This window comes from Agathobaculum sp. Marseille-P7918 (genome assembly GCF_900625105.1).
GTDB lineage: Bacteria > Bacillota > Clostridia > Oscillospirales > Butyricicoccaceae > Agathobaculum.
This window is the reverse complement of the sequence record NZ_UYYD01000012.1, coordinates 38761-58555: the sequence shown is the minus strand read 5'-3', so window position 1 is coordinate 58555 and position 19795 is coordinate 38761. Positions and strand designations below refer to the sequence as shown.

The 19795-nt window shown below is 50.5% G+C and carries 20 protein-coding genes and 1 pseudogene; 4 read left to right on the top strand and 17 right to left on the bottom strand.

The window, feature by feature from the left end; translation table 11 throughout:
• Positions 1 to 3: 3 nt before the first annotated feature.
• The 11 genes from EJL02_RS12670 to EJL02_RS12620 form a co-directional block, all read right to left on the bottom strand.
• Positions 4 to 915: a radical SAM mobile pair protein B gene (locus EJL02_RS12670; protein WP_125116729.1), complete on the bottom strand. Its 912-nt coding sequence runs from the start codon at positions 913 to 915 to the stop codon at positions 4 to 6.
• Complete coding sequence (locus EJL02_RS12665) at positions 903 to 1592, bottom strand: radical SAM mobile pair protein A (protein ID WP_125116728.1); 690 nt, start codon at positions 1590 to 1592, stop codon at positions 903 to 905. The genes EJL02_RS12670 and EJL02_RS12665 overlap by 13 nt, the downstream gene beginning before the upstream one ends.
• Positions 1592 to 2023, bottom strand: a complete 432-nt coding sequence (locus EJL02_RS12660) for a MarR family transcriptional regulator (RefSeq protein ID WP_125116727.1) — start codon at positions 2021 to 2023, stop codon at positions 1592 to 1594. The genes EJL02_RS12665 and EJL02_RS12660 overlap by 1 nt, the downstream gene beginning before the upstream one ends.
• A 54-nt stretch (positions 2024 to 2077) precedes the next feature.
• Positions 2078 to 2581, bottom strand: a complete 504-nt coding sequence (locus EJL02_RS12655) for a flavin reductase family protein (protein WP_164510422.1) — start codon at positions 2579 to 2581, stop codon at positions 2078 to 2080.
• Positions 2582 to 2748: 167 nt separating this feature from the next.
• Entirely contained in the window at positions 2749 to 4398 is a 1650-nt protein-coding gene (locus EJL02_RS12650; RefSeq protein ID WP_125116725.1) for a recombinase family protein, read from the bottom strand.
• 72 nt (positions 4399 to 4470) lie between these two features.
• Entirely contained in the window at positions 4471 to 4638 is a 168-nt protein-coding gene (locus tag EJL02_RS14245; protein WP_164510421.1) for a hypothetical protein, read from the bottom strand.
• Between the two features lie 267 nt (positions 4639 to 4905).
• Entirely contained in the window at positions 4906 to 6132 is a 1227-nt protein-coding gene (locus EJL02_RS12640; RefSeq protein ID WP_442858022.1) for a VapE domain-containing protein, read from the bottom strand.
• A 7-nt stretch (positions 6133 to 6139) separates the two neighbouring features.
• On the bottom strand, positions 6140 to 6877 hold the full coding sequence (locus EJL02_RS12635) for a CHC2 zinc finger domain-containing protein (RefSeq protein WP_442858021.1): 738 nt from the start codon (positions 6875 to 6877) through the stop codon (positions 6140 to 6142).
• A gap of 48 nt (positions 6878 to 6925) precedes the next feature.
• Positions 6926 to 8170: a serine/arginine repetitive matrix protein 2 gene (locus tag EJL02_RS12630; protein ID WP_125116722.1), complete on the bottom strand. Its 1245-nt coding sequence runs from the start codon at positions 8168 to 8170 to the stop codon at positions 6926 to 6928.
• A gap of 426 nt (positions 8171 to 8596) precedes the next feature.
• Positions 8597 to 8902: a molecular chaperone gene (locus tag EJL02_RS12625; protein ID WP_125116721.1), complete on the bottom strand. Its 306-nt coding sequence runs from the start codon at positions 8900 to 8902 to the stop codon at positions 8597 to 8599.
• The gene (locus EJL02_RS12620; RefSeq protein ID WP_125116720.1) at positions 8886 to 9179 is read right to left on the bottom strand and encodes a hypothetical protein; all 294 of its coding nucleotides are present in this window, start codon (positions 9177 to 9179) and stop codon (positions 8886 to 8888) included. The genes EJL02_RS12625 and EJL02_RS12620 overlap by 17 nt, the downstream gene beginning before the upstream one ends.
• A 361-nt stretch (positions 9180 to 9540) precedes the next feature.
• Between EJL02_RS12620 and EJL02_RS12615 the strand changes: the two genes are divergently transcribed.
• A complete protein-coding gene (locus EJL02_RS12615; protein WP_125116719.1) occupies positions 9541 to 10389 on the top strand; it encodes a helix-turn-helix domain-containing protein in 849 nt (282 codons plus the stop codon).
• A 62-nt stretch (positions 10390 to 10451) separates the two neighbouring features.
• Here EJL02_RS12615 and EJL02_RS12610 read toward each other — a convergent pair whose 3' ends face one another.
• From EJL02_RS12610 to EJL02_RS12590, 5 genes and pseudogenes are all read right to left on the bottom strand, one after another.
• Positions 10452 to 10733: a DUF6809 family protein gene (locus EJL02_RS12610; protein WP_125116718.1), complete on the bottom strand. Its 282-nt coding sequence runs from the start codon at positions 10731 to 10733 to the stop codon at positions 10452 to 10454.
• A gap of 14 nt (positions 10734 to 10747) precedes the next feature.
• Positions 10748 to 11125 (bottom strand): TnpV protein, encoded by a 378-nt coding sequence (locus EJL02_RS12605; RefSeq protein ID WP_125116717.1) that lies wholly within the window; start codon positions 11123 to 11125, stop codon positions 10748 to 10750.
• Positions 11126 to 11222: 97 nt separating this feature from the next.
• Positions 11223 to 12815: pseudogene (locus EJL02_RS12600) on the bottom strand (VirD4-like conjugal transfer protein, CD1115 family); the annotation flags it as partial.
• The gene (locus EJL02_RS12595) at positions 12812 to 13300 is read right to left on the bottom strand and encodes a PcfB family protein (protein WP_125116716.1); all 489 of its coding nucleotides are present in this window, start codon (positions 13298 to 13300) and stop codon (positions 12812 to 12814) included. The pseudogene EJL02_RS12600 and the gene EJL02_RS12595, both read right to left, overlap by 4 nt.
• 6 nt (positions 13301 to 13306) lie before the next feature.
• Positions 13307 to 14200, bottom strand: a complete 894-nt coding sequence (locus tag EJL02_RS12590) for a DUF6017 domain-containing protein (RefSeq protein ID WP_125116715.1) — start codon at positions 14198 to 14200, stop codon at positions 13307 to 13309.
• Between the two features lie 339 nt (positions 14201 to 14539).
• Between EJL02_RS12590 and EJL02_RS12585 the strand changes: the two genes are divergently transcribed.
• Both EJL02_RS12585 and EJL02_RS12580 read left to right on the top strand, forming a co-directional pair.
• Complete coding sequence (locus tag EJL02_RS12585) at positions 14540 to 15670, top strand: IS110 family transposase (RefSeq protein WP_243114486.1); 1131 nt, start codon at positions 14540 to 14542, stop codon at positions 15668 to 15670.
• A 578-nt stretch (positions 15671 to 16248) separates the two neighbouring features.
• The gene (locus tag EJL02_RS12580) at positions 16249 to 17781 is read left to right on the top strand and encodes a P-loop ATPase, Sll1717 family (RefSeq protein WP_125116714.1); all 1533 of its coding nucleotides are present in this window, start codon (positions 16249 to 16251) and stop codon (positions 17779 to 17781) included.
• A gap of 52 nt (positions 17782 to 17833) precedes the next feature.
• On the opposite strand, the gene EJL02_RS12575 is transcribed toward EJL02_RS12580, so the two are convergent.
• On the bottom strand, positions 17834 to 18010 hold the full coding sequence (locus EJL02_RS12575; protein WP_125116713.1) for a helix-turn-helix domain-containing protein: 177 nt from the start codon (positions 18008 to 18010) through the stop codon (positions 17834 to 17836).
• A gap of 390 nt (positions 18011 to 18400) precedes the next feature.
• On the opposite strand from EJL02_RS12575, the gene EJL02_RS12570 reads away from it, so the two are divergent.
• A complete protein-coding gene (locus EJL02_RS12570) occupies positions 18401 to 19753 on the top strand; it encodes an ATP-binding protein (protein WP_125116712.1) in 1353 nt (450 codons plus the stop codon).
• Positions 19754 to 19795: the final 42 nt, after the last annotated feature.

Sequence of the window (19795 nt, the reverse complement as noted above, 5' to 3'; positions counted from 1 at the left end):
ATATTATTTGTTCCGTTTTCCTGTATTCTCTGTTCCACGGACTTCCTCATGATAGAAATAATCTACGATGATTGGATGTCCCTGCGGCACCCTGCCGTAGGGCATTTCATTATCAACAAAGGGACAGTCATATTGCTTTGCCATTTCTTCGGCTTTTTCTTCCAGAGTTTTGAAATAGCTGCGGTTGTGTTTGTTATAGATTTCGTCATAAAGCGGCACAAGGTCAGAATGCTTCTCTGCTATGTAATCCATAATCGTCTTTTTGAAACCGCCGCGCAGGTTCAGGTTTTCCAGCCAGAATAGGTCGCACTGATCCTTCACTCGTTCAAAGATTGCTTCAAAATCCGTGATGCCCGGAAAAACCGGCGCAACAAAACAGACGGTGCGAATGCCTGCATCATAAATCTGCTTCATAGCCGCAAGCCGCCGTTTGATGCTTACAGCACTGTCCATATCATCTTTGAAATCCTCATCCAGCGTATTGATCGACCACGACACTGTAACCTGCCCCAGCTCCTTCAGAAGATCAATGTCACGCACCACAAGGTCGGATTTGGTACAAATCAAAATATCCGCACCACTGCCTTTAAGCTGCTCCAGCAGTTTTCTGGTATTGCCAAACTGCTCCTCCTGCGGTAGATAGCCATCGGTCACGGAGCCAATCACGATACGCTGTCCCGCATATTTCTTCGGATTTTTGATTTTCGGCCAATGCTTCACATCAAGGAACGTGCCCCATTCCTCCGAGTGTCCGGTGAATCGCTTCATAAAAGATGCATAGCAGTATTTGCAGGCATGGGTGCAGCCCACATAGGGGTTGACAGAATATCCGCCCACCGGCAGACTGGATTTGGTCATGATATTTTTCGTTTCAACTTCTCCGAGCAGGACGCCGCCCATCTCTATCTGTGCCATTTCCTCTGTACCTCCAGCACCTGGTTGAATGCTTCCGGGAACTGCTGTACCATGTTTGTTTCGCCCACAATGGGAACAAGGTCTTCTTTCATAAAAGCAGGGATGCCGAAAGCGTGGGCCTGTTCCACAAGGGAAAACGCCCATGCCGGGTCTGTTCGTGTTTTTTTACCTTGTGCCCCGGTCATCGTCCCGACCACGATCCAGTCGATACCGGATAGATTCACTTCGCCGGGATCATCAAATAGCGGCTCAAATGTAACATGATAGTGCTTTGCCCGGATATTGGCCTTCAGCGTGTCGATGCGCCACAGCTCTGATTTCCTTGTGACAGTGACGCCAAACCATGCGTTTTCCAAGTCTGTCTCAAAATCCAGCAGGTCGGGACGCTTTGACAAAAACAGGAATTGATGCTGCGGGTTTTCCCGAATCTTTGCGAATACCTTATCCCGCCACTCCGGCTGCCATCCCGCCAAATCGCTCATACCGGTCAGCAGGAAATTCTGCGGGCGCTTCTTTTCCATCAGCCGAAGCTTATTCGGAAAAAACTCCGGCCTGCTGAAGTCATCTATCATATGATACCGCTTTACATTATTCCGGGCATAACAGTAGGGACAGCCCACTGTACAGCCGATGACCAGATTCATGTTTTGAATATTGTCCTTAATGCAGACGCTCATCAGAGAACATCCTCCACATTTTTCAGGATGCGGTGGAGATAGTTCTCCAGCTGCTCGATTTCCGCCTCGGAAAATCCCTTGTAATAAATGTTGCTGATTTCTTCCGTTACTTCATTATATTCCTGCTCCAAACCTTTGGCTTCTTCTGTCAGAAAAATGAGGATCTTTCTCCGGTCTTTGTCGCCTCTGTCCCGATAGATCAGGTTCGCCGCCTCCATGCGGTCGAGCATACTGGTCAGCGTGGTCGTGGCAAGACCGGTCTCCTTTGACAACTCACTGATGGGAACGCCATCCTTCTGCCAGAGGATATATAGAATCCTTCCCTGGGAGCCATTAAAAGCATCAATGTTTTTTTCGCTCAATATGCGTTCAAAAACACGTCCACCGACCTGTTTGATCCGGGTTATCAAAAATCCGCCTTGTGTTTTCATATTGCCACCTCAAACCGCAAGGCGACCATCCGCAGACAGTCGCCTTGTCCTTTCTTATTTCTGCTGCGCAGCCGCAAATTCAGCGTAACCTTTCCAGCCAAATACAGCATCCACATCTTCATCGCCGTAAACACCCTTGATATCGCAGAGGTGGACAACATGATCGTCCGCATCCATCGTCTGGGCAACAGTCGCATGAATGAGCAGCTTGCAGGGAACAGGAGCCTTGATGTTTGTGCCCTCCACTTCCTGCATCGTCAGACCGACCTTAGCAGCCTTATCCGTATCACGTCCGGAACAGGTGCCACAGCCTATCAGAGCGCCGGTCAGTTCAACTCCAGGAATGGCGAGAACAACTTCTTTCTTCTCAGCCAGCAGTTCCAAGCTGTAAGCCCCTTTGTTCAGGGAGAACATGATCTTTCCGGGATTGGTGGACGCAAAAGCCCAAAATGCCAGAGTCGCAAGATTGGTGCTGCCATCCGGTTTCTCTGTACAGATCAGAGTCATGGAATTGGGGGAAGTGTAAGCAGGCGCATTGCCAATATCAATTTTTTTCATTGTAGGAACCTCCTTATTTGATTTCATTTAATATTATACTATATAGGAATATCCTTTGTCAACCTTTTTTTGAATTTCATCTTGTTTCCGAGATTGATCAGAAGTTGTCATTTTGCGATTTGGTACATAAATTAACCCTCCCCGACATGGGGAGGGCTATACTGTCCTTATGCTGCAATCTCCGGGATTTCCCCGACAAAGTTGTAAACGATCTTGACTTCCTGCACCTTTTGTCCGTCCACCTTCTTGACCTCGCCGATCAGAATCCGGCTGATGAGCCGGTTCAGCACCGCCTCGTCCAGTTCCTCGATGGCGGAATAGCGCCGGATTTCCTTGATAAAGGTGCGGACTTCGCTTTCCTGAGCGTCAGCCCGGCTTTGCATCATTGCCAGGTCATGCAGGCGCTTCTGGTTGGATTCCTGCTCCTGTTCCAGCGCCGCCGTCAGCTTCACAAACCGCTGCTCGGTCAGGATGCCTTTGGCCTTGTCCGTGTACAAGCTCAAAAACATCCCGTCAATTTCCTGATTTCGGGCTTCCAGCCGCTGACGTTCCTTCTCGGTCTGAGAAGCGTCCACCAGATACCGGCGCTCCATCCGGCTGCTGAGCCGCTGGTAGAACGCATCGGCGTCCTTCATGGCCTGCGCCGCCAGTTCCTGAATGTCTTTCAGTACCAGATTGTATAAATCCCTGGCCTCAATCTTGTGGCTGGAGCAGACCTTGCAGCCCATGCGGTTGTAGGTCTGGCAGATATAGTATGCTTTATCAATCGGTTCCCGCATCTCGCCGGTGAAGCGGTTCTTGCCGGTTCGTCCTACTTTCTCATACCGCAGCTGCATGGACTTCCCGCAGGTGGCACAGTAGACCAGACCGTGGAACAGGTTGTAGAAAGGGCAGGAATTTTCCTTAATGATCGGCCTGCGGTCCATGAGTTCCTGTACCTGTTCCCATTCTTCCGGCGTCACAATGGCCTCATGGCAGCCCTCGATCACTTCCCACTGGTCACGGGGAATAATGTCATAGGTGTTGGAACGGATGCCCTTCTGGTGTGTCCGAAAAACCAGATGTGCGCCCTTATAGAAGGGATTTCGCAGGATGTGGCTGATTCTGGCTCCACCCCAGGAATAGTAGTTAGCGTCAAACTCCGTGTTGGCTTTCACATGGGTGATGGGAGTTTTTTCTTCCATCAGCCGTTTGGAAATTCTCATGCAGCCCAGCCCGTCAAGGGCGTAATCATAGATTTTGCGGATGATGGGCGCTGTCTCCGGGTCAATGATGAGATGCCCTTTGTCCTCCGGGTCACGCATCAGGCCGAAGGGCGGCGTCCCGCCGCAGAACTTTCCCTGCCGGGAGCGGGTGCTGATGCCCGCCAGCACCTTTTTGGAAATATCCCGGCTGTACATATCGTTCAGGATATTCTTAAAGGGCGTAATGTCCATCTCCTGACGGGTCAGGCTGTCCACGCCGTCCGTGATGGCAATATAGCGTACATTGTGTTTGGGGAAAAAGATTTCGATATAGCTGCCAGCTTCGATATAATTCCTACCAAGTCTGGATAGGTCTTTCGTGATGACGCAGCCAATTTTCCCCGCCTCAATGTCAGCGATCATGCGCTGAAAGGCAGGGCGGTTGAAATTACGGCCCGTATAGCCGTCATCCACGTAATACTCATACTGGAACATCCCATGCTTTTCAGCAAAGTCCCGAAGCATGATTTTCTGGTTGCTGATGCTCATGCTCTCATTATCGCCGCCGTCATCCAGAGAGATGCGGCAGTAGAGAGCAGTGATTTTCTCATAGACTTGTTTTTTCCTGCTCATAGCGTTCTCCTTCTATGAACAGGGACACGATACCATTATAGTACCATGTCCCTGTCACTGAATCAACCGTTTTTACGCAGCGTTCTCTGCCATTTCCCGCCGTTCCAACCATTCCTCAAAATGTTCGCAGGTCTGGCGCTCAATGAGCTGCTCAAAGGCTTCCCGCATGGACTTCTCCCCGGAGAACTCCCGCACCACCACAAAACGGACTTTATTTTTCTGCTGTTTGCTTTTTCCCATAGGCTACCTCCATAGAGAGACAGGCCGGACGGCAGCACCGGCAACGAAGTCCGGCAACGAACCTCTGAAAACCTGTAAACTATCGTCTGACCTGCAAATCTTACTTTATAAATTTTCTTGAAAAATCTCGTTGCTTTCGTTGCCGGAGGTAGAGATAGATATTAGAAAATGCCATATTTACAGGCTTTTTCCGTATCCAGGCCGGAAAATTCCCGGCAACGACCCCGGCAACGGGCTGACAACCATCCCGGCAACAGACCGCCAATTTCAGGCGATCCACTCCTTCGGAAGTTCCAGCTGGCGGCATTCTTCCTCCGTTAGCTCCACAAATCCATCTTCGTTGCCGGGCAGTTCGTTGCCGGAAACGTCCCGTTCCCAGCCCCTCTGCCTGCCATATCCGGCGAACATCCTCGGATTGGAGAAGGGTTTCCAGCCGGTCACCACCGTGTTCATGATCTCGTTGATATTGTGTAGCTGCCACCGCTTCGGCTCGTCATAGGTGTGGCCCAGCGCCTCCTTGAAAAGTTGTTTGGAACAGACCATGCTGCCGGTGTAGTGTTCTAGAAAGCCCTGTATCTGCCCGGCCTCCGTATCCTCCGGCATGAAATCCTTTTGCACCTCCACAAGCTGACGCTGGATGGACTTGCTGAATTTCATGGAATAATGGCCGCTGCGGTAAATCGTCATGGCCTCTGCCCAGACCTGCAAAAGATAGGCTCTGGAGGCGTCCTCGTCCTCCAAAATGTGAACCTCCGCATTCTCCGGGTAAATCATGATGGGAAGGAAACGCCGGTTCCCGGCCCGGTCAAGGGGCAAAAAGTCCAGTGTGTTGGACGAACCGCCGAACACGCACTGCCGCAGCCGGTCTTTAGGCTGAGCCTCGTAGGGCGTCCGGTAGGTTTCCTTCTGGCGGCTAATGAACGAGCGGATTTCCTCAATGCTTTTGGCGCTGCTGGTCGCCAGCATCTCCGACATTTCAATGATCCAGTGGCCTTGCAGCTTCAAAAACACCCGGTCATCGTCCAGCTTTTTCAGATCATCGGAAAACCACTCGTCCCGGATTGCCAGCAATCGGAAGAAGCTGGACTTTCCAGCCCCCTGACCGCCCACCAGACAGAGCATTTCCTCGTATTTGGAGCCGGGAGAAAACACCCGCCGGATGGCACCCAGCAGGAAGTGTTTCAGCATTTCCTCCACATAGTCGCTAATCTCCGCACCTAAGAAGTGATGGAGACAGGAGCGGATACGGGGCGTCCCGTCCCACACAAGGCTATTCAGCACGTCCTGTATGGGATGGTAGCAGTTCTCATTCGCCACGATGGAGAGGGCCGCCGTCATCTTTTTCTCGCTGGTCAGGCCATAATTCTGCTCAAAATAGAGAAGCAGATACTTCACGTCCGTATCCGTCATGGCACTGGTATTCCTGCGCCAGCCCAGATCCCTCACAATGTCCACCCGGTCAGTCAGGAGGTTTAGGCGGATTGCCCCACGCAGGAGAGGGTCATGGCAGAACACCGTCCGGCAGTTGCCGATGGTGTTGGCGGGCTGGCCTTTGTCGGTGACGGAGAGGCTTTCCCGAACCTCGAGGGCGCCCTGCTCCGGCGCTAAGGCTTCGGCTGCGCTCATGGCGGCCTGCCGGGTGGCTGGCGGTAAACTCTGATATTCGCTGCTCAATCTTCCTCACCTCTTTTCCATACTCGGCAATCACGCTGGCCCGTTCCTCCATGCTGCCGGACAAGAAAATATCCAGCAGATACTCCGTATACGGTTTCTTTTGCAGGGCCTCCACGAACAGCGGGTTCCACGCTTCTTCCGGTGTCTGCGGGGCGTATTCCTGTTCCCATCGTTCCAGCAGATGCAGATAATCGCACAGCACCCGGAAACATTTCTGCTCCGCCTGCCGGTAGCGCAGTTCCTCGCTGATTTTCCGTTTGACCGGCCTCCTGCGGGGCGGGTCATGGCCTTTGGCGTCAAAACTGACAGAGAAATCCTCCGCCAGCTTCAGAGCCGCTTCCTTGCTGCTCAGCCCGAACAGACGGGCGGTAAAATCAATCACATCCCCGTCCGCCTGACAGCCGAAGCAGTGGAACCGGCGGTCAACCTTCATGCTGGGATGTTTGTCATCATGGAAGGGACAGCAGACCATCCCGTTTCTGCCCACCGGAACTCCATAAATTTCCACAGCCTGCCTTGTGGTGACAGACTCCTTCACCGCTTCAAAAACATTCGATTTTCTCACCTCCAGACAGAGAAAAAGGCACCCGGTTTCCACAGAAAATCAGGTGCCTCATAATTCCATATCGTGTTTCTTAGTCGGAGCGATCCGCCCCTCACGTTTCCAGCGTTCCCGGTTATTCCGGTCAGCGCTTTGTCTTGCCCTTGCCATTTTGTCCTTGATGGATTCTCTGGCTTTCTCCTTAATCTGCTCCTTACCGGCCTTCTTGACCTCCGGCTGCATAAGCGTTTTCTGGATTTTTGCCAGGGCGTTCTGCATGACGCGCTTGATTTTGGAAATCACTCCATCCAGCCGGGCGGCAGCGTAGTCACGCTCCTTCTGCGGGGCCTTCCGCTCCGGCGAAAGCACCCACTTTTTCGTTTCCTCAATCAGGCGAATATCTTCTTTGTGTGTCTCCTGCCGGACGGTATCGGTCACCACCTCCACCGCCTTGTCATAGGCCGCATCGGAAACATCATCCAGCAGCGTCTCCACGTCCTCGATTTTGAGCGTCAGTTCTTCCAGTTTCTTCTCCTGCGCCACCAGCTGCTCCTTCTGCTTCATCAAGATATAGTCCTGTTTTTCCAGATACTCCCGCCCGCCGTAGGACGGCTCCTGATCCAGATGCAGCCCATGCCGCTTTGTGATGTCAAACAGGATCGTCCGGCAGACCGCATCGAAGGTCTGTTTCCGGTTATTATGCCTGCCTTTCGGCTTGTCCGGGTTCGGGAGAGGGATGCCCAGTTCCTCCAGCGCCTTCTCCTGCTGGGGACACAGTTCCCCGTAGCGGTTCTCACAGTCGAACACATGGCGCTCGTGGATATGGGGCGTCCCCTCGTCCAGATGGAGCGCCCAATCTAAGATGTGAATATGGGACCCGAAGCGGCGCTCGAATTCCTCATAGAACTCGTTGACGATACGAAAGAGCGTTTCCGGCGAGACGGATTCTCCCATCGTGCCGATCTGGTAGATGCTTTCCTCCGGGCAGGTCTTATTGTTTTTCAGCAAGTCCTCCACGGTGCGGTTGCGCTCGGTGTGCCGGGTTTTCTCATTCCGGGCGTTCTGGGCCTCCACATGGCCGCCGTAATGCTCATAGTAGTACATCCGCTCAATTTCCTCGAAGCTGAAATCCGGCTGTTCCGGGTTCTCCCGGAACTCGTGTGTCGTGAAGCCCCGGTAGCAATCCCAGTAGATATTTTGCCTGGCTCGCTCAGCGTCAATGTGTTCGCTGTTCTCCACATCGAACCGGCGGTCATTGTGGCGGGGATTGTAGGTGCCATGCTTGCCGGAGCGCCCATTGTGTCGTGTCAGTTTCAAACACTTTCCCTCCTTTCTGTGAAGATGTTCCGGTGCCGGGGAAGGGCGGCGAAGCCGCAAATCCTGCGATAGTCTGCGTCAGGTAATACCCAGTACGAATTGACGCAAGGCATCAACTCTCCCTGGGCAAGACGTTTCACCCTTGACCCGATGGGGCGGCTGCCCTCAACCCGCCAATGGGCGTTGCCCCTTGACCCCATCAGTGCGCTGCCGCCCCTGCACCCCGGCACAAAGGGCTGGCTGCCCTCTGTACTCCCGTACCGGCGAAGCTGGCTTCCACCGCCAAAGCGGTTTCCGCCAGCTTCACCGGCTCCGCATCCACACATTTACGCCTATCAGCAGGAAGTGGATACGGAATACGCCTGCGGGGATTGACGTTCTAAACACCGGGTGCAGACCCGGCATTTTCGCCGTAATCACCCCATTTCAGGCTATTTTTTCTTCTGTCGTCACCACCTGAAAGCCATGCTCTTTGGCGTAGGCGCTGGCAGCGGCTTTTCGTTCCTCGCTGTACGGCGGGATGAGCCGGATCGACAGCCGGGACTTGTCCAGCACATAGGTCACGCTGCCCTCCGGCGTGCTGCGCTCCAACCGGCACAGCAGCGGATACTTCCGGCTGAAATCGGCCAGCCTGCGTTTCAAGCTGGCGTTAAAGGTATAGATGCTGGCAAGGTTCTCCGCCTCGTTCCAGTTGATGATGGTTTCTTTCTCATACTTAGACAGCATCGTCATACAAATCCTCCTCATAATCGGTGTAAGATTTTAGCACACGCAGGCTACGCTTGAGACGGCGATACTCGTCCATCTCCATGCGCAGATGATGGTAAAAACCCTCGTACCAGTTTTCATCCACCTTTGCCTCCATCTTCCGAGCCAGACCCAGCATCCGGCGTTTGGCCTCTGGGTCAACCGTCAGGGCCGTCAGCCATTTCAGGCGTGTCACCGTGTTGTGGTGGCTGGGACAGGCGAAAGCATAGAGAATCTTCTTTTCCTTCATACTCAGTTTCATAATGATGTTCCTCCATTTCTTTGCTGCGGTGTCATGCGCCCCGCATGATAAACTTGTTTCTGTCCGCCGGTCTGCCTGCAAGACGCTCCTGCCCGGAATTTCTCCCGGCGTATCGGCCTCTTTGGTGCGCTCGATTCTTGTCATGGCGTCACTTCCCCGGAGGTCATATCCCTTGCAGCCGGTCATTCAATTTTCAAGGTTCAGTGCCTGTTTGCAAGAACCATTCTATCGAAAAAAGGGGACTGCTCCCGTATGTCCAAGACGTTGGAAAAATGCTCGAAATCCGCATATTTCCACGCTTATGGAATCGTGCTATAATGGGTGTATTCATTGAAAAAACGATAATGAGAGGGGGCATTGAATGTACACAAAGCTGTCAATCCCGGAGCGGCTCAAAGACCTGCGGGTGATGGACAAGCACCTGACACTGGAACAGCTTGCGGAGCAGACCGGTCTGTCCAGATCGGCGTTGGGAAAATATGAAAGCGATGATTATAAGGACATCAGCCCGTTTGCGATTGCTACGCTGGCGGAATTTTACGGCGTGTCCACCGATTATCTGATGGGGCTGTCCGAAAATAAAAATCACCCAAACACAGACCTTCAGGCTCTGCATCTGAGTGACGATATGGTTGAACTTTTGAGCAGCGGCAGGATCAACAACCGACTTCTCTGCGAACTGGCTACGCACCCAAACTTCCGGCGACTGATGGTGGATATGGAAATCTGTATCGACCGGATCGCCAATATGCGGGTGGAGCAGATGAATCTGGTGATGGAGGCCACCCGGCAGACCGTCCTCAGCAAATATGCGCCCAGAGAAGATGACCTCTATGTGCGGACACTGGAGCTGGGTCAGGTGCAGGAAAGCGACTTTTACAGCCACGTCATACACGATGACATGGACAGCATCGTTCGGGATATTCGGGAGGCACATCTCAAAGACAAAACCACTGCCGACCCGCAGCCCACGCTGGATGATGTGAAGAAAAAGTTTGAGCAGGCACTCGAACAGGGCAGCCAGGAGGAAATGGTAATCCACGAATTTTGCGACAGGATGCAGATACCCTTCGAGAAGATCTCCTCGGAGGACTTCTCGGCATTCCTTCGGATTCTGAGCCTGTCCAAGATGCTCAAAAATCCCAACAACATGAGAGGGAAGGCCAAGCCACAGCCGTACTATGCGCCCAAGCGTAAGAAACGCAGGTAACAAAAAAGCCATCCACCGTAAAAAGTGAATGGCTTTCATGTTTTTGCGCTATACAACAGGGACTATTTATTTTCGCCCCGCTGCACCTGTTCATGGGCCTCCTGCTGGACAAGTAACCCAGCTGAAAAGCCGTATTTGAAGTGGCTTTCGTTTTCCTCGCACTGGGCTATCGACACCTGCTCTCGCAGTTCCTCGACCAGTTTATAGTCCTCCTTGCTCAGCCGCTCAGATAATGTCTCCATCAGGTCTGAACTGGCTTTGATCGCCCGTTTGTACTCCGGGGAATCAGCGACCACCGTTTCACAGGGATAAAACCTGCCGTTATATATTTCTTCCAGAATCATGCGCCCCACCTCTTTCAGACCAAAATCATATCTGCCACGATGATTTCCTCTGCCCGGATGCGGATGCTGTTCATGGCTCCGACCCAGGCAAGCTGGTCACGGGCTTTCAGTTCCTCGGTGACGCCCTCTGCTGTCTGCATCTGCGAGATAATACGCGCCAGCCGGTCATCGGCCTGCCCGTTCAGATCGGCAAGATACGTCCAGAGTTTTCCCGACAGAAGCAGTTCATTGTACTGGCTGGGGCGGTGTTCTTGCAGAAACGCCTTGTGCATCCTACCCCACCGCCCGATGGGGCGGCTTTCCTCCGGTAACTTCAGGTCAGGAATGTAGTAGTCTCCCATCAGCGTGTAGCTGATGCCGTTTTGATGGATTTCCTTTGGTAAATGCTCCATGTTTGACCTCCTGTATTCAGTTTTTTTAGAATCCAGTTGATCGTGTCCCTGTTCATGATAAATTCAAGGCAACTGAACTCTTCACGAACAAGTATGGCACATCCTTTCCTAATTTCTGATAGTTGAGGCCATGGGAAATCTGGCTGCCCCGGTTCTCGGATTGACCCACGCTGTCGATGGTCTCCTTGCCCAGCAGCTCCGAGATTTCTTTCAGGGTGGATTTCTCCTTGCCTCCCAAAAACAAGGTGGTGTCGCAGTTGCCCACAATGGTATCTGCGGCGTCCTTGTAGATGGTCTTTAACTGGCTTTGGGACTGCAAAATAGTAGAAGCCGAGATTTCCCGGCTCCGGATGGTGGCAATCAGCTTGTCAAAATTGGGTATCTGCCCGATATTGGCGAACTCGTCCAGGAGACACCGCACATGGACGGGCAGCCTGCCGCCGTACACGTCGTCCGCCTTGTCGCAAAGGAGGTTGAATAGTTGACTTTGCAGCATGGCAATGACGAAGTTGAAGGTGGTGTCCGTGTCGCTCATAATGAGGAACAGCGCCGTTTTCCGGTCGCCCAGGGTGTCCAGCTCCAGTTCGTCGTCCGACATGATCTCCCGCAGCTCCGCAATATCGAAGGGGGCAAGGCGGGCGCCGCAGCTAATCAGGATGGATTTCAGGGTCTTGCCGGCAGCCAATTTGAATTTGCGGTACTGCTTCACGGCGAAGTGGTCCGGGTGTTCCTTCTCCAACTTGGCAAACAGAATATCCACGGGTGACTGAAATTCCTCGTCGTCCTCTCTGGCCTCCGATGCGTTGATGAGCTCCAGCAGCGTGAGGAAGTTTCGCTCCTCCGGCTCCGCCTCGTACCAGATGTACCCGATCAGAGCGCAGTACAAAAGGCGCTCGGCCTTCACCCAAAAATCTTCCGAGGATTTTTCTCCGTCGCCTTTGGTGTTGGCAATGATGACATTGACCAGCTTCAAAATATCTTTTTCGCTGCGGATATAGGCGAAGGGATTGTATTTCATGCTCTTTTTGAAGTTGATGGTGTTGAGGACCTTGATGCGGTACGGCTCATAGATGACCTTCCCGCGGGTGTCCCGCATGGGCTTTCCGTTCTCGTCCAGCTTGGGGGCGCCCCGCCTCAGCATGGTCCCTACCTCCGACAAAAGCTGTCCTTTGGGATCGGTGACCACATAGGAACTGTGCATCTGCATGAGGGAGGGCTTGACGAAAAAGCGGGTCTTGCCGCTGCCACTGCCGCCGATGACCAGAATGTTTTTGTTCCGGGCGTACTTGGGATTTTTCGGGCGGCTGGACATGGTGAGCTTTTCCGTCTGGGTCAGAGGGATGTTCCAGTCAGGGACCGGATCGACATAGGGGGCAATATCCACTGCCGTGCCCCATCGGGCGCTGCCGTACTCAATGCCCTTGCGGTATTTGTGGGCGTTTTTTCCTTTGGCGTAGACCGCCAGCCGGACGATGACCGCCCCCGCGATGCCCACCAGCAGGTCCAGCGGATGCAGGCTGGGCAGCCCAGAAGAAAACGCCTCCGTAAAGCCCTGACTCAAATGCAGGAACTTTTCAGAGGCGTCAAGGCCGGGCGCGAGGCGTACCGCTTGGCAGAGCTTATCAAAGAGATACACAAACAGCAGATACGGGAGGTTGAGGATGAGGACTTTTTTCCAGGTAGCGGTCATAATTCCACACCCCGGTCTTTGGTCTTGACCTTCTCCCGCTGGCGGTGCTGGGCTTTGGCCTGCTGCTTTGCCCGGTCCAGCTCCCTACGGATGGAGGGCTTTTTCTCTTTCGCCAGATTCTTTGCAGAGAACTCCCGGAAGGCCGCCGTGATGACGTCGGCATCCCGGCCCTTGAAGAACACCAGGTAGCGGGGTATCTCGCCGCTGGTGTCCTTTTTCAGCGCTAAGTCAATGCCGTACTTCTTGGCGGTGGCGGAAAAGGCCCGGATGTTCTGGTCGGTGATCTCAATGTTGGAAACGCCGGTGTTGTGCTTCATAAGTTGCCGGAGGGTCTGCTTGCCGTGGTGCAGCTTGGTCTTGTGGCCGGTCACTCCTTTCTGCATCTCGTCCAGCACTTTTTTCATGGTCTGTTGCAGCATTCCGGCGGAGAGCTTGGTGGCCTCCACACAGAGGGCAACGGTGCGCTGGGTGACTTCTTCCTGCATAAGTCATCATCTCCTTTCTCCGCTGCCGTACAGATCGTGGTTTACCAGGGACGCATAGTAGCTGTCGATGGTGGCCGGGGCGTTATACAGGGCAGCCAGCAGATATTTCTTGATGTTGCGGACATAGGTGGTGTTCTCCCGCATACGGTCCAGCACATACTCGATGTGGGAGCTGTTCAGTTTCAGGAACCGGGATTTGACCACCTCCACCGGATAGTCGTCCCCGGCAATGCGAATCATCTCCCGGTGGGAGCAGACTGTGTCCACCATGAGCTCCACCAGTTCATCCAGACGGTCACGGTCCAGGCGCTCATTCTGTACGAGGATGTCATACTCGATGTTCTCCAAAATCAGTTCCCGATAACTCTCTCGCTCCCGCATCCAGTCCCGTCCGGTCCGTTTGGCCCCTACGGGGGTTTGGGGGCTTGATTGGATAGGATTTGATCCTTCTGTACTTGATGAATCAGTATTTTGTTCTTCAGGATTTCTTTTCTCTTTATTTAATTGCGGCTGGTTTTCCAGACATGGGTTATCCATATCCGGGTTTTCCGTATCTGGACAAGCCGTATCCGGCTCGTCCTCACACGGCTGGCCCGTGTCCGGGGGATGGGGCGTCTCATAGATGACATACTCCACATCCACGATCTTGCCCTTGCTGTCCCGCAGCCGATTGCGGACTATGTATCCGGCCCGTTCCAACTCCTTCAAGGCTGATCCAATGCTGTCCGTACCCTCCTTACAGATTTTAGCCAAGCCTCTGGTAGTGTAGTTCCAGTCCTCCGGCAAAGAGAGCATCATGGAGAGCAGCCCTTTGGATTTCAGCGACAGCCCCACGTTGCGCAGGTGGTGGTTGGACATCACCGTATAGTCGCGGGTTTTCTCAATACGAAATACTGCCATGGTATCACCTCCTCGTATAATAAGTTTTAAAGTAAATAATCAGATAACAGCAGGCTTTAGGATGCCCGTGATACAATAGCTGTAGGACAGCAGGGTCAAGTTCAACCACCTCCAGTTGAGCCGAAAGGCTGCTTCACGGTAAGTCTGTTCCCCTGAGCCGGAAGATAGCTGCAAACTCATTGGCTGTTTGCCGGAGGTAAGGCCGCCCTTTCAGCAGTAAGGGATATCGCATTGGACTTCTCCGGAATGATTCTGATACGCGAGGTTGCAGATGCTCCGGCTATCATGGGTATCTCAAAGCCTGCTGATCTGAAATCTCCATGCGGGGAGGTGAAATTTATGAATCCATTATTCGTTGGCATTGATGTGAGCAGCAAAAACAATGTTGCCTACTTGATGAAGCCCGACGGCACCAAACATTCCAGTTTCTCCATGCAGAACAACCTTGGCGGTGCTAAATTGTTGTCAGAGAGAATTGTGTCAGCGCTCAGTTCCTTGCAGCTTTGTGACGTGGTGATTGGTCTGGAGGCCACCTCCATCTACGGGAACAGCTTGGTTTATGCACTCCGGGAAGATGGCAGCCTTGGCCGGTTTCAGCGAAAAATCCATGTCCTCAATCCCAAGCAGGTCAAAAAGTTCAAGGAAGTCTATCAAGACCTGCCGAAGAACGACTGGGTGGACGCCTTTGTGATTGCCGACCATCTCCGTTTTGGCAGAATCACTAAGGAGGTCTATATGGACGACTATCGCTATCAGGCACTCAGAACGCTTACCAGAGCCAGATTTGATGTCATTCAGAACCTGACCCGTGAAAAGCAGAGATTTGCCAACTACCTATTCCTCAAATGTTCTGTCATGGCTCAGGACAAGGACATTAAGAACACCAGCGCCACCACCATTGCACTTATGGAGCACTTTGAGACAGTAGACGATCTGGCAAACGCTGATCTAGATCAACTGACTGCCTTTATCACCGAAATAGGCCGAGGAAGATTCACTGACCCGGACGCTACCGCAAAAGCGGTACAAGCTGCCGCCAGAGGATCTTACCGTCTGCCCAAGACCGTGAACGACACTGTAAATCAGGCTATGTCTGTTTCGATTGCCGCTATGCGAGCATTAAAAGAACAGGTCAAAGTTTTGGACAAAGCCATTGAACAGCAGTTTGAAATCGTTCCCAACACCCTCACTTCTATTCCTGGCATTGGCAAGGCCTACTCCGCTGGTATCATCGCTGAAATTGGAAATATTCAACGCTTTGACTCCCAGGCCTCTGTTGCCAAATTTGCCGGTCTTGTCTGGCATAAGAACCAGTCCGGTAACTTTGAGGCCGAACATTCCCAAATGATTAAATCTGGCAACCGCTATCTCCGCTACTACCTGATGGAAGCCGCCAACTCTGTGAGAAGATGCGACTCCGAGTTTCGACGCTACTATGACCTCAAATTCAAAGAAGTCAACAAGTACTAGCATAAACGTGCACTCGCTTTTACTGCCAGAAAACTGGTTAGGTTGGTCTTTCGACTGCTGAAGGACAACCGCCTGTATATCCCGCCAGAGGGCTAAGCATATCGCTTATCACTCTGACAATTAGGCTCTGTTTCAAAATTTCTCAGAGGCAGGGCTTTGGTTGGTGTTGCCTTTTTGCCATCTATGCTGTGTTTTTTCTCGTTTTCTCGAAACTTTTTCTTGCATCACCTGCTTGACTTCATACCATTGGACTTTCGGCGGTTTGAAAAAGTGTTGATTTTTAGAGAAAAGGCAGCCTCTATGCCGTCTGGATAGCCCGGAGGGAAAACCTATGGGCGGTGACACTCCGGCTGATTAGAAAAGAAAATACATGGGATTTCCAACTCCTTTCAGGGTGGTTTAGGGTGCAAAAAATGCCATAGGCAATAAACCTATGGCACAAAATGAAGCCGCTATAGACAGATTGTTTGTTGCCGAAATTTGAAAACAATGGTATTATAATATGTATGTTAATAGTGGTGAAATTTTAATTGTTGTTGGGCAAATAATTATATAATATCTCATCATGGAGGGTTAGCATGCAAAATATTTCTATAAAAGACATTTATGCAGGAATGCCTGATGCAAAAGACGAAATTGCTACAAACCAAGGCAAAAAATTTTTTGAGAGTTTTATTATTCCTCCAGAATTGCCAATTGATAGTCTGCTTGATGGACGGAAATTTTTGGTTTCAGGATATAAAGGTGTAGGAAAAACATCCATATTATATTATTTGCAGAATCTTATTCAGCAACGCGATCCCGTTTCATGCACTTCATTTATTTATTTCAAAAGCGATTTTGAAGAAATAAAGAAGAGCAATATGGATGCTGTTGCAAAAAAAATGACTGCACTAATTGACATAAGCGGGGAAATACAGCCGAACAAAGTGGAGTTCCTGCATATATGGCGATGGGTATTTTTTAAAAAGATAGTAGATGACAGTGAAGAAAATTCGAATAATCTATTTGAAAATGACGATAATTGGGATAAGTTTGTAAAAGAGGTCAATAAAATCAGCTTTTCATCTCAAGATAAACGAGTTCTTTCCTTGTCATCACTAAGTGTTTCTATACAAGCATCTCAAACCGCTGGCCTTTCTGCAGAAGCAAATGCCAAATTTGATAAAGTTGCAAAAAGTGAGGCTGCTTATAGAGAATTAATATCTATTGTCGAGCATTGTGAGCAACTATTTCAGAAACTTAACAAAACAGACATCCCATATTACATTTTTGTTGATGAAATGGAAGCTTATTATGGCGACTCGGAATTATTTAAAAGAGATCTGACATTAATCCGAGATATATTATTTACCATTCATAGAATAAATGGTTATGGTAAGGTAAGAATTATTGCTGCCATTCGAAATGAAATCATATACGCAATGGATCGATTTATTCAGACCAGAGAGCTAAATAAAATAATAGATGGATATAGTGCCCCTATCAGATGGTATTACAGCAATACTACTTCGCTGGATCATCCAATTATTAAAATACTTATGAAGCGAATATCGATTGCTGCTCCAGAACAATCTCCCCAATTTTATGACTGGTTTCCAAAAGAAATTCATGGGAAAGATGCCGTCGCTTATATACTTGACCAAGGATGGAATAAGCCACGAGATATTGTTCGACTTCTTATTGCGGCGCAAAATGATAGCCTACATTGCAATGATACTTCGTTTACGCAAGCGGCATTTGATACGTTGCGGAAGGAATACTCTAAAAATAGTCTTACTGAGATACGTCAAGAATTACAGTCGCTATACTCTAGTGAAGAAATTGAAATGGTGATTAGATTATTACGAGGTGGTTCCAAAATTACAACGCCTGAGCAAATCCGGAAAAATGCAGCAAAAGGGAGTAAAGCTAGGGCATTTTGGGATGAAAGATGTGAAGATATTCTTGAGGATTTCTACAGAGTTGGTTTTTGGGGAAATGTTAACCGGAATGGCGAACATTTCCAGTGGCGCTGGAACCACAAAGGCGATACCGGAGTGCTTACAAACAACGGGTGGGAATTGGTAATACATTACGCACTTTGTAATGAGCTATCAATAATGTATTAATCGAAATCTAGTATTAATTATAGGAGCGTCATATATATGACGCTCCTATAAATTATTCTTCCTCCATCTTCAGCCAATCCTCAAAGGCCTTTCTGGAGATGCGGATCGTCTTGAACAATCCAGAGTTGGCGAGCTTATAGGCTGTAGCGCGGCCGATACCGAGAATGGCTGCGATGTCATTCACGGTGTATGTTCTGCTTTGGGGCGTCCCTTTTTCGTTGGTGCTCATAAAACGATCCTCCTTGCTAATAGCATTTTGAAATGGCCCCTGAAAGCCCCCTGTCACAAGGGGTTCCTGCTCATACGGCATTTGAAAAACGGTTGTAAGGCAGCATATTTCGGGGGAATTTATACAAATCGTCCTACCTCTAGACGACACAATTTGCGAAGAAACAACACGGGAAGATATGATATGAACAATTTACGAAATGGTACGCCGTACCCCTTTCGATACAGTTGCATCTTTGAATTTTCCCAGACTATCAAGAATCATGTGCCCAAACCACCCCCAAAGCATATAATTATGTGATTCGGCTTGTATTTTCCATCATTTTTGCATATAATAAAAGTGTGATGAAAAACGCTAAATCTCGTATAATTGTGTGATGGTGGTGCGTATATGGAACGATTGATTTTGAACAAGCTGCTGCACTGGAAGGATTCCCCCTATCGCAAGCCCCTGATTTTGAAAGGCGTGCGTCAAGTGGGCAAGACCTGGATTCTGAAAGAGTTCGGCAAACGCTACTACGAAAACACTGCTTATTTTAACTTTGATGAAAACGAAGAATACAAACAGTTTTTTGAAACCACAAAAGATGTAGACCGGATTTTGCAGAATCTGATGCTAGCAAGTGGTCAGAAAATTCTGCCGGAAAAGACCTTCATTATTTTTGACGAGGTACAGGACTGCCCCAAGGTCATCAATTCCATGAAGTATTTCTGCGAGAATGCGCCGCAGTATCACATCGCCTGCGCCGGCTCTCTCTTGGGGATTGCCTTGGCAAAGCCTTCTTCTTTCCCTGTCGGCAAAGTCAACTTCATGCAGATCGACCCCATGACCTTTACCGAGTTCCTGCTTGCCAACGGGGATGCGAATCTTGCAAAATATCTGGAGACAGTAAACACCATCGAACCGATCCCTGATGCCTTCTTCAACCCCCTGTATGAGAAGCTGAAGATGTACTATGTGACCGGCGGTATGCCCGAACCCGTCAAGATGTGGACGGAGGCACGGGATGTAGAGGCCATGCAGGAAGCCTTGTCCGGGATCATTGGCGCCTATGAACGTGACTTTGCCAAACACCCCAATATCAGCGAATTCCCCAAGATTTCGATGATCTGGAAGTCCATACCGTCCCAGCTGGCAAGGGAAAACAAAAAGTTTATCTACAAGGTCGTCAAAGAAGGGGCACGGGCCCGTGAATATGAGGATGCCTTGCAATGGCTGGTAGATGCCCGTCTGGTGCATAAGATCTACCGCAGCACTGCCCCCGGCCTGCCGATGTCTGCTTATGATGACCTCTCTGCTTTTAAGATTTATCTGGTAGATGTGGGACTGCTCCGCCGACTGGCGCAGCTCGCGCCGACCGCCTTCGGCGAGGGCAATCGGTTATTTACCGAATTCAAGGGTGCGTTAACCGAAAATTTTGTACTTCAGACTTTGCTTACACAGTTTGAAGTGACTCCCCGATACTGGGCACAGACAAATCCTCCTTATGAAGTGGATTTCCTGATTCAGCGTGAAAACGATATTTTCCCCATTGAAGTCAAGTCCGAATCCAATACTACCAGCAAGAGCCTCAAGAAATTTAAAGAATTGTTTCCGGATCAAGTTAAACTCCGTATCCGGTTCTCGCTGGATAATCTGAAACTGGATGATGATGTGTTGAACATCCCGCTTTTTATGGCAGATCAGATAGACCGGTTGATTGGGGTAGCCCTACAGCAGAAAAATGGTGAACACTCTATATAAGCAACCAACTGAAATCCCCCGTTTGCAAAAACGGGGGGTTTC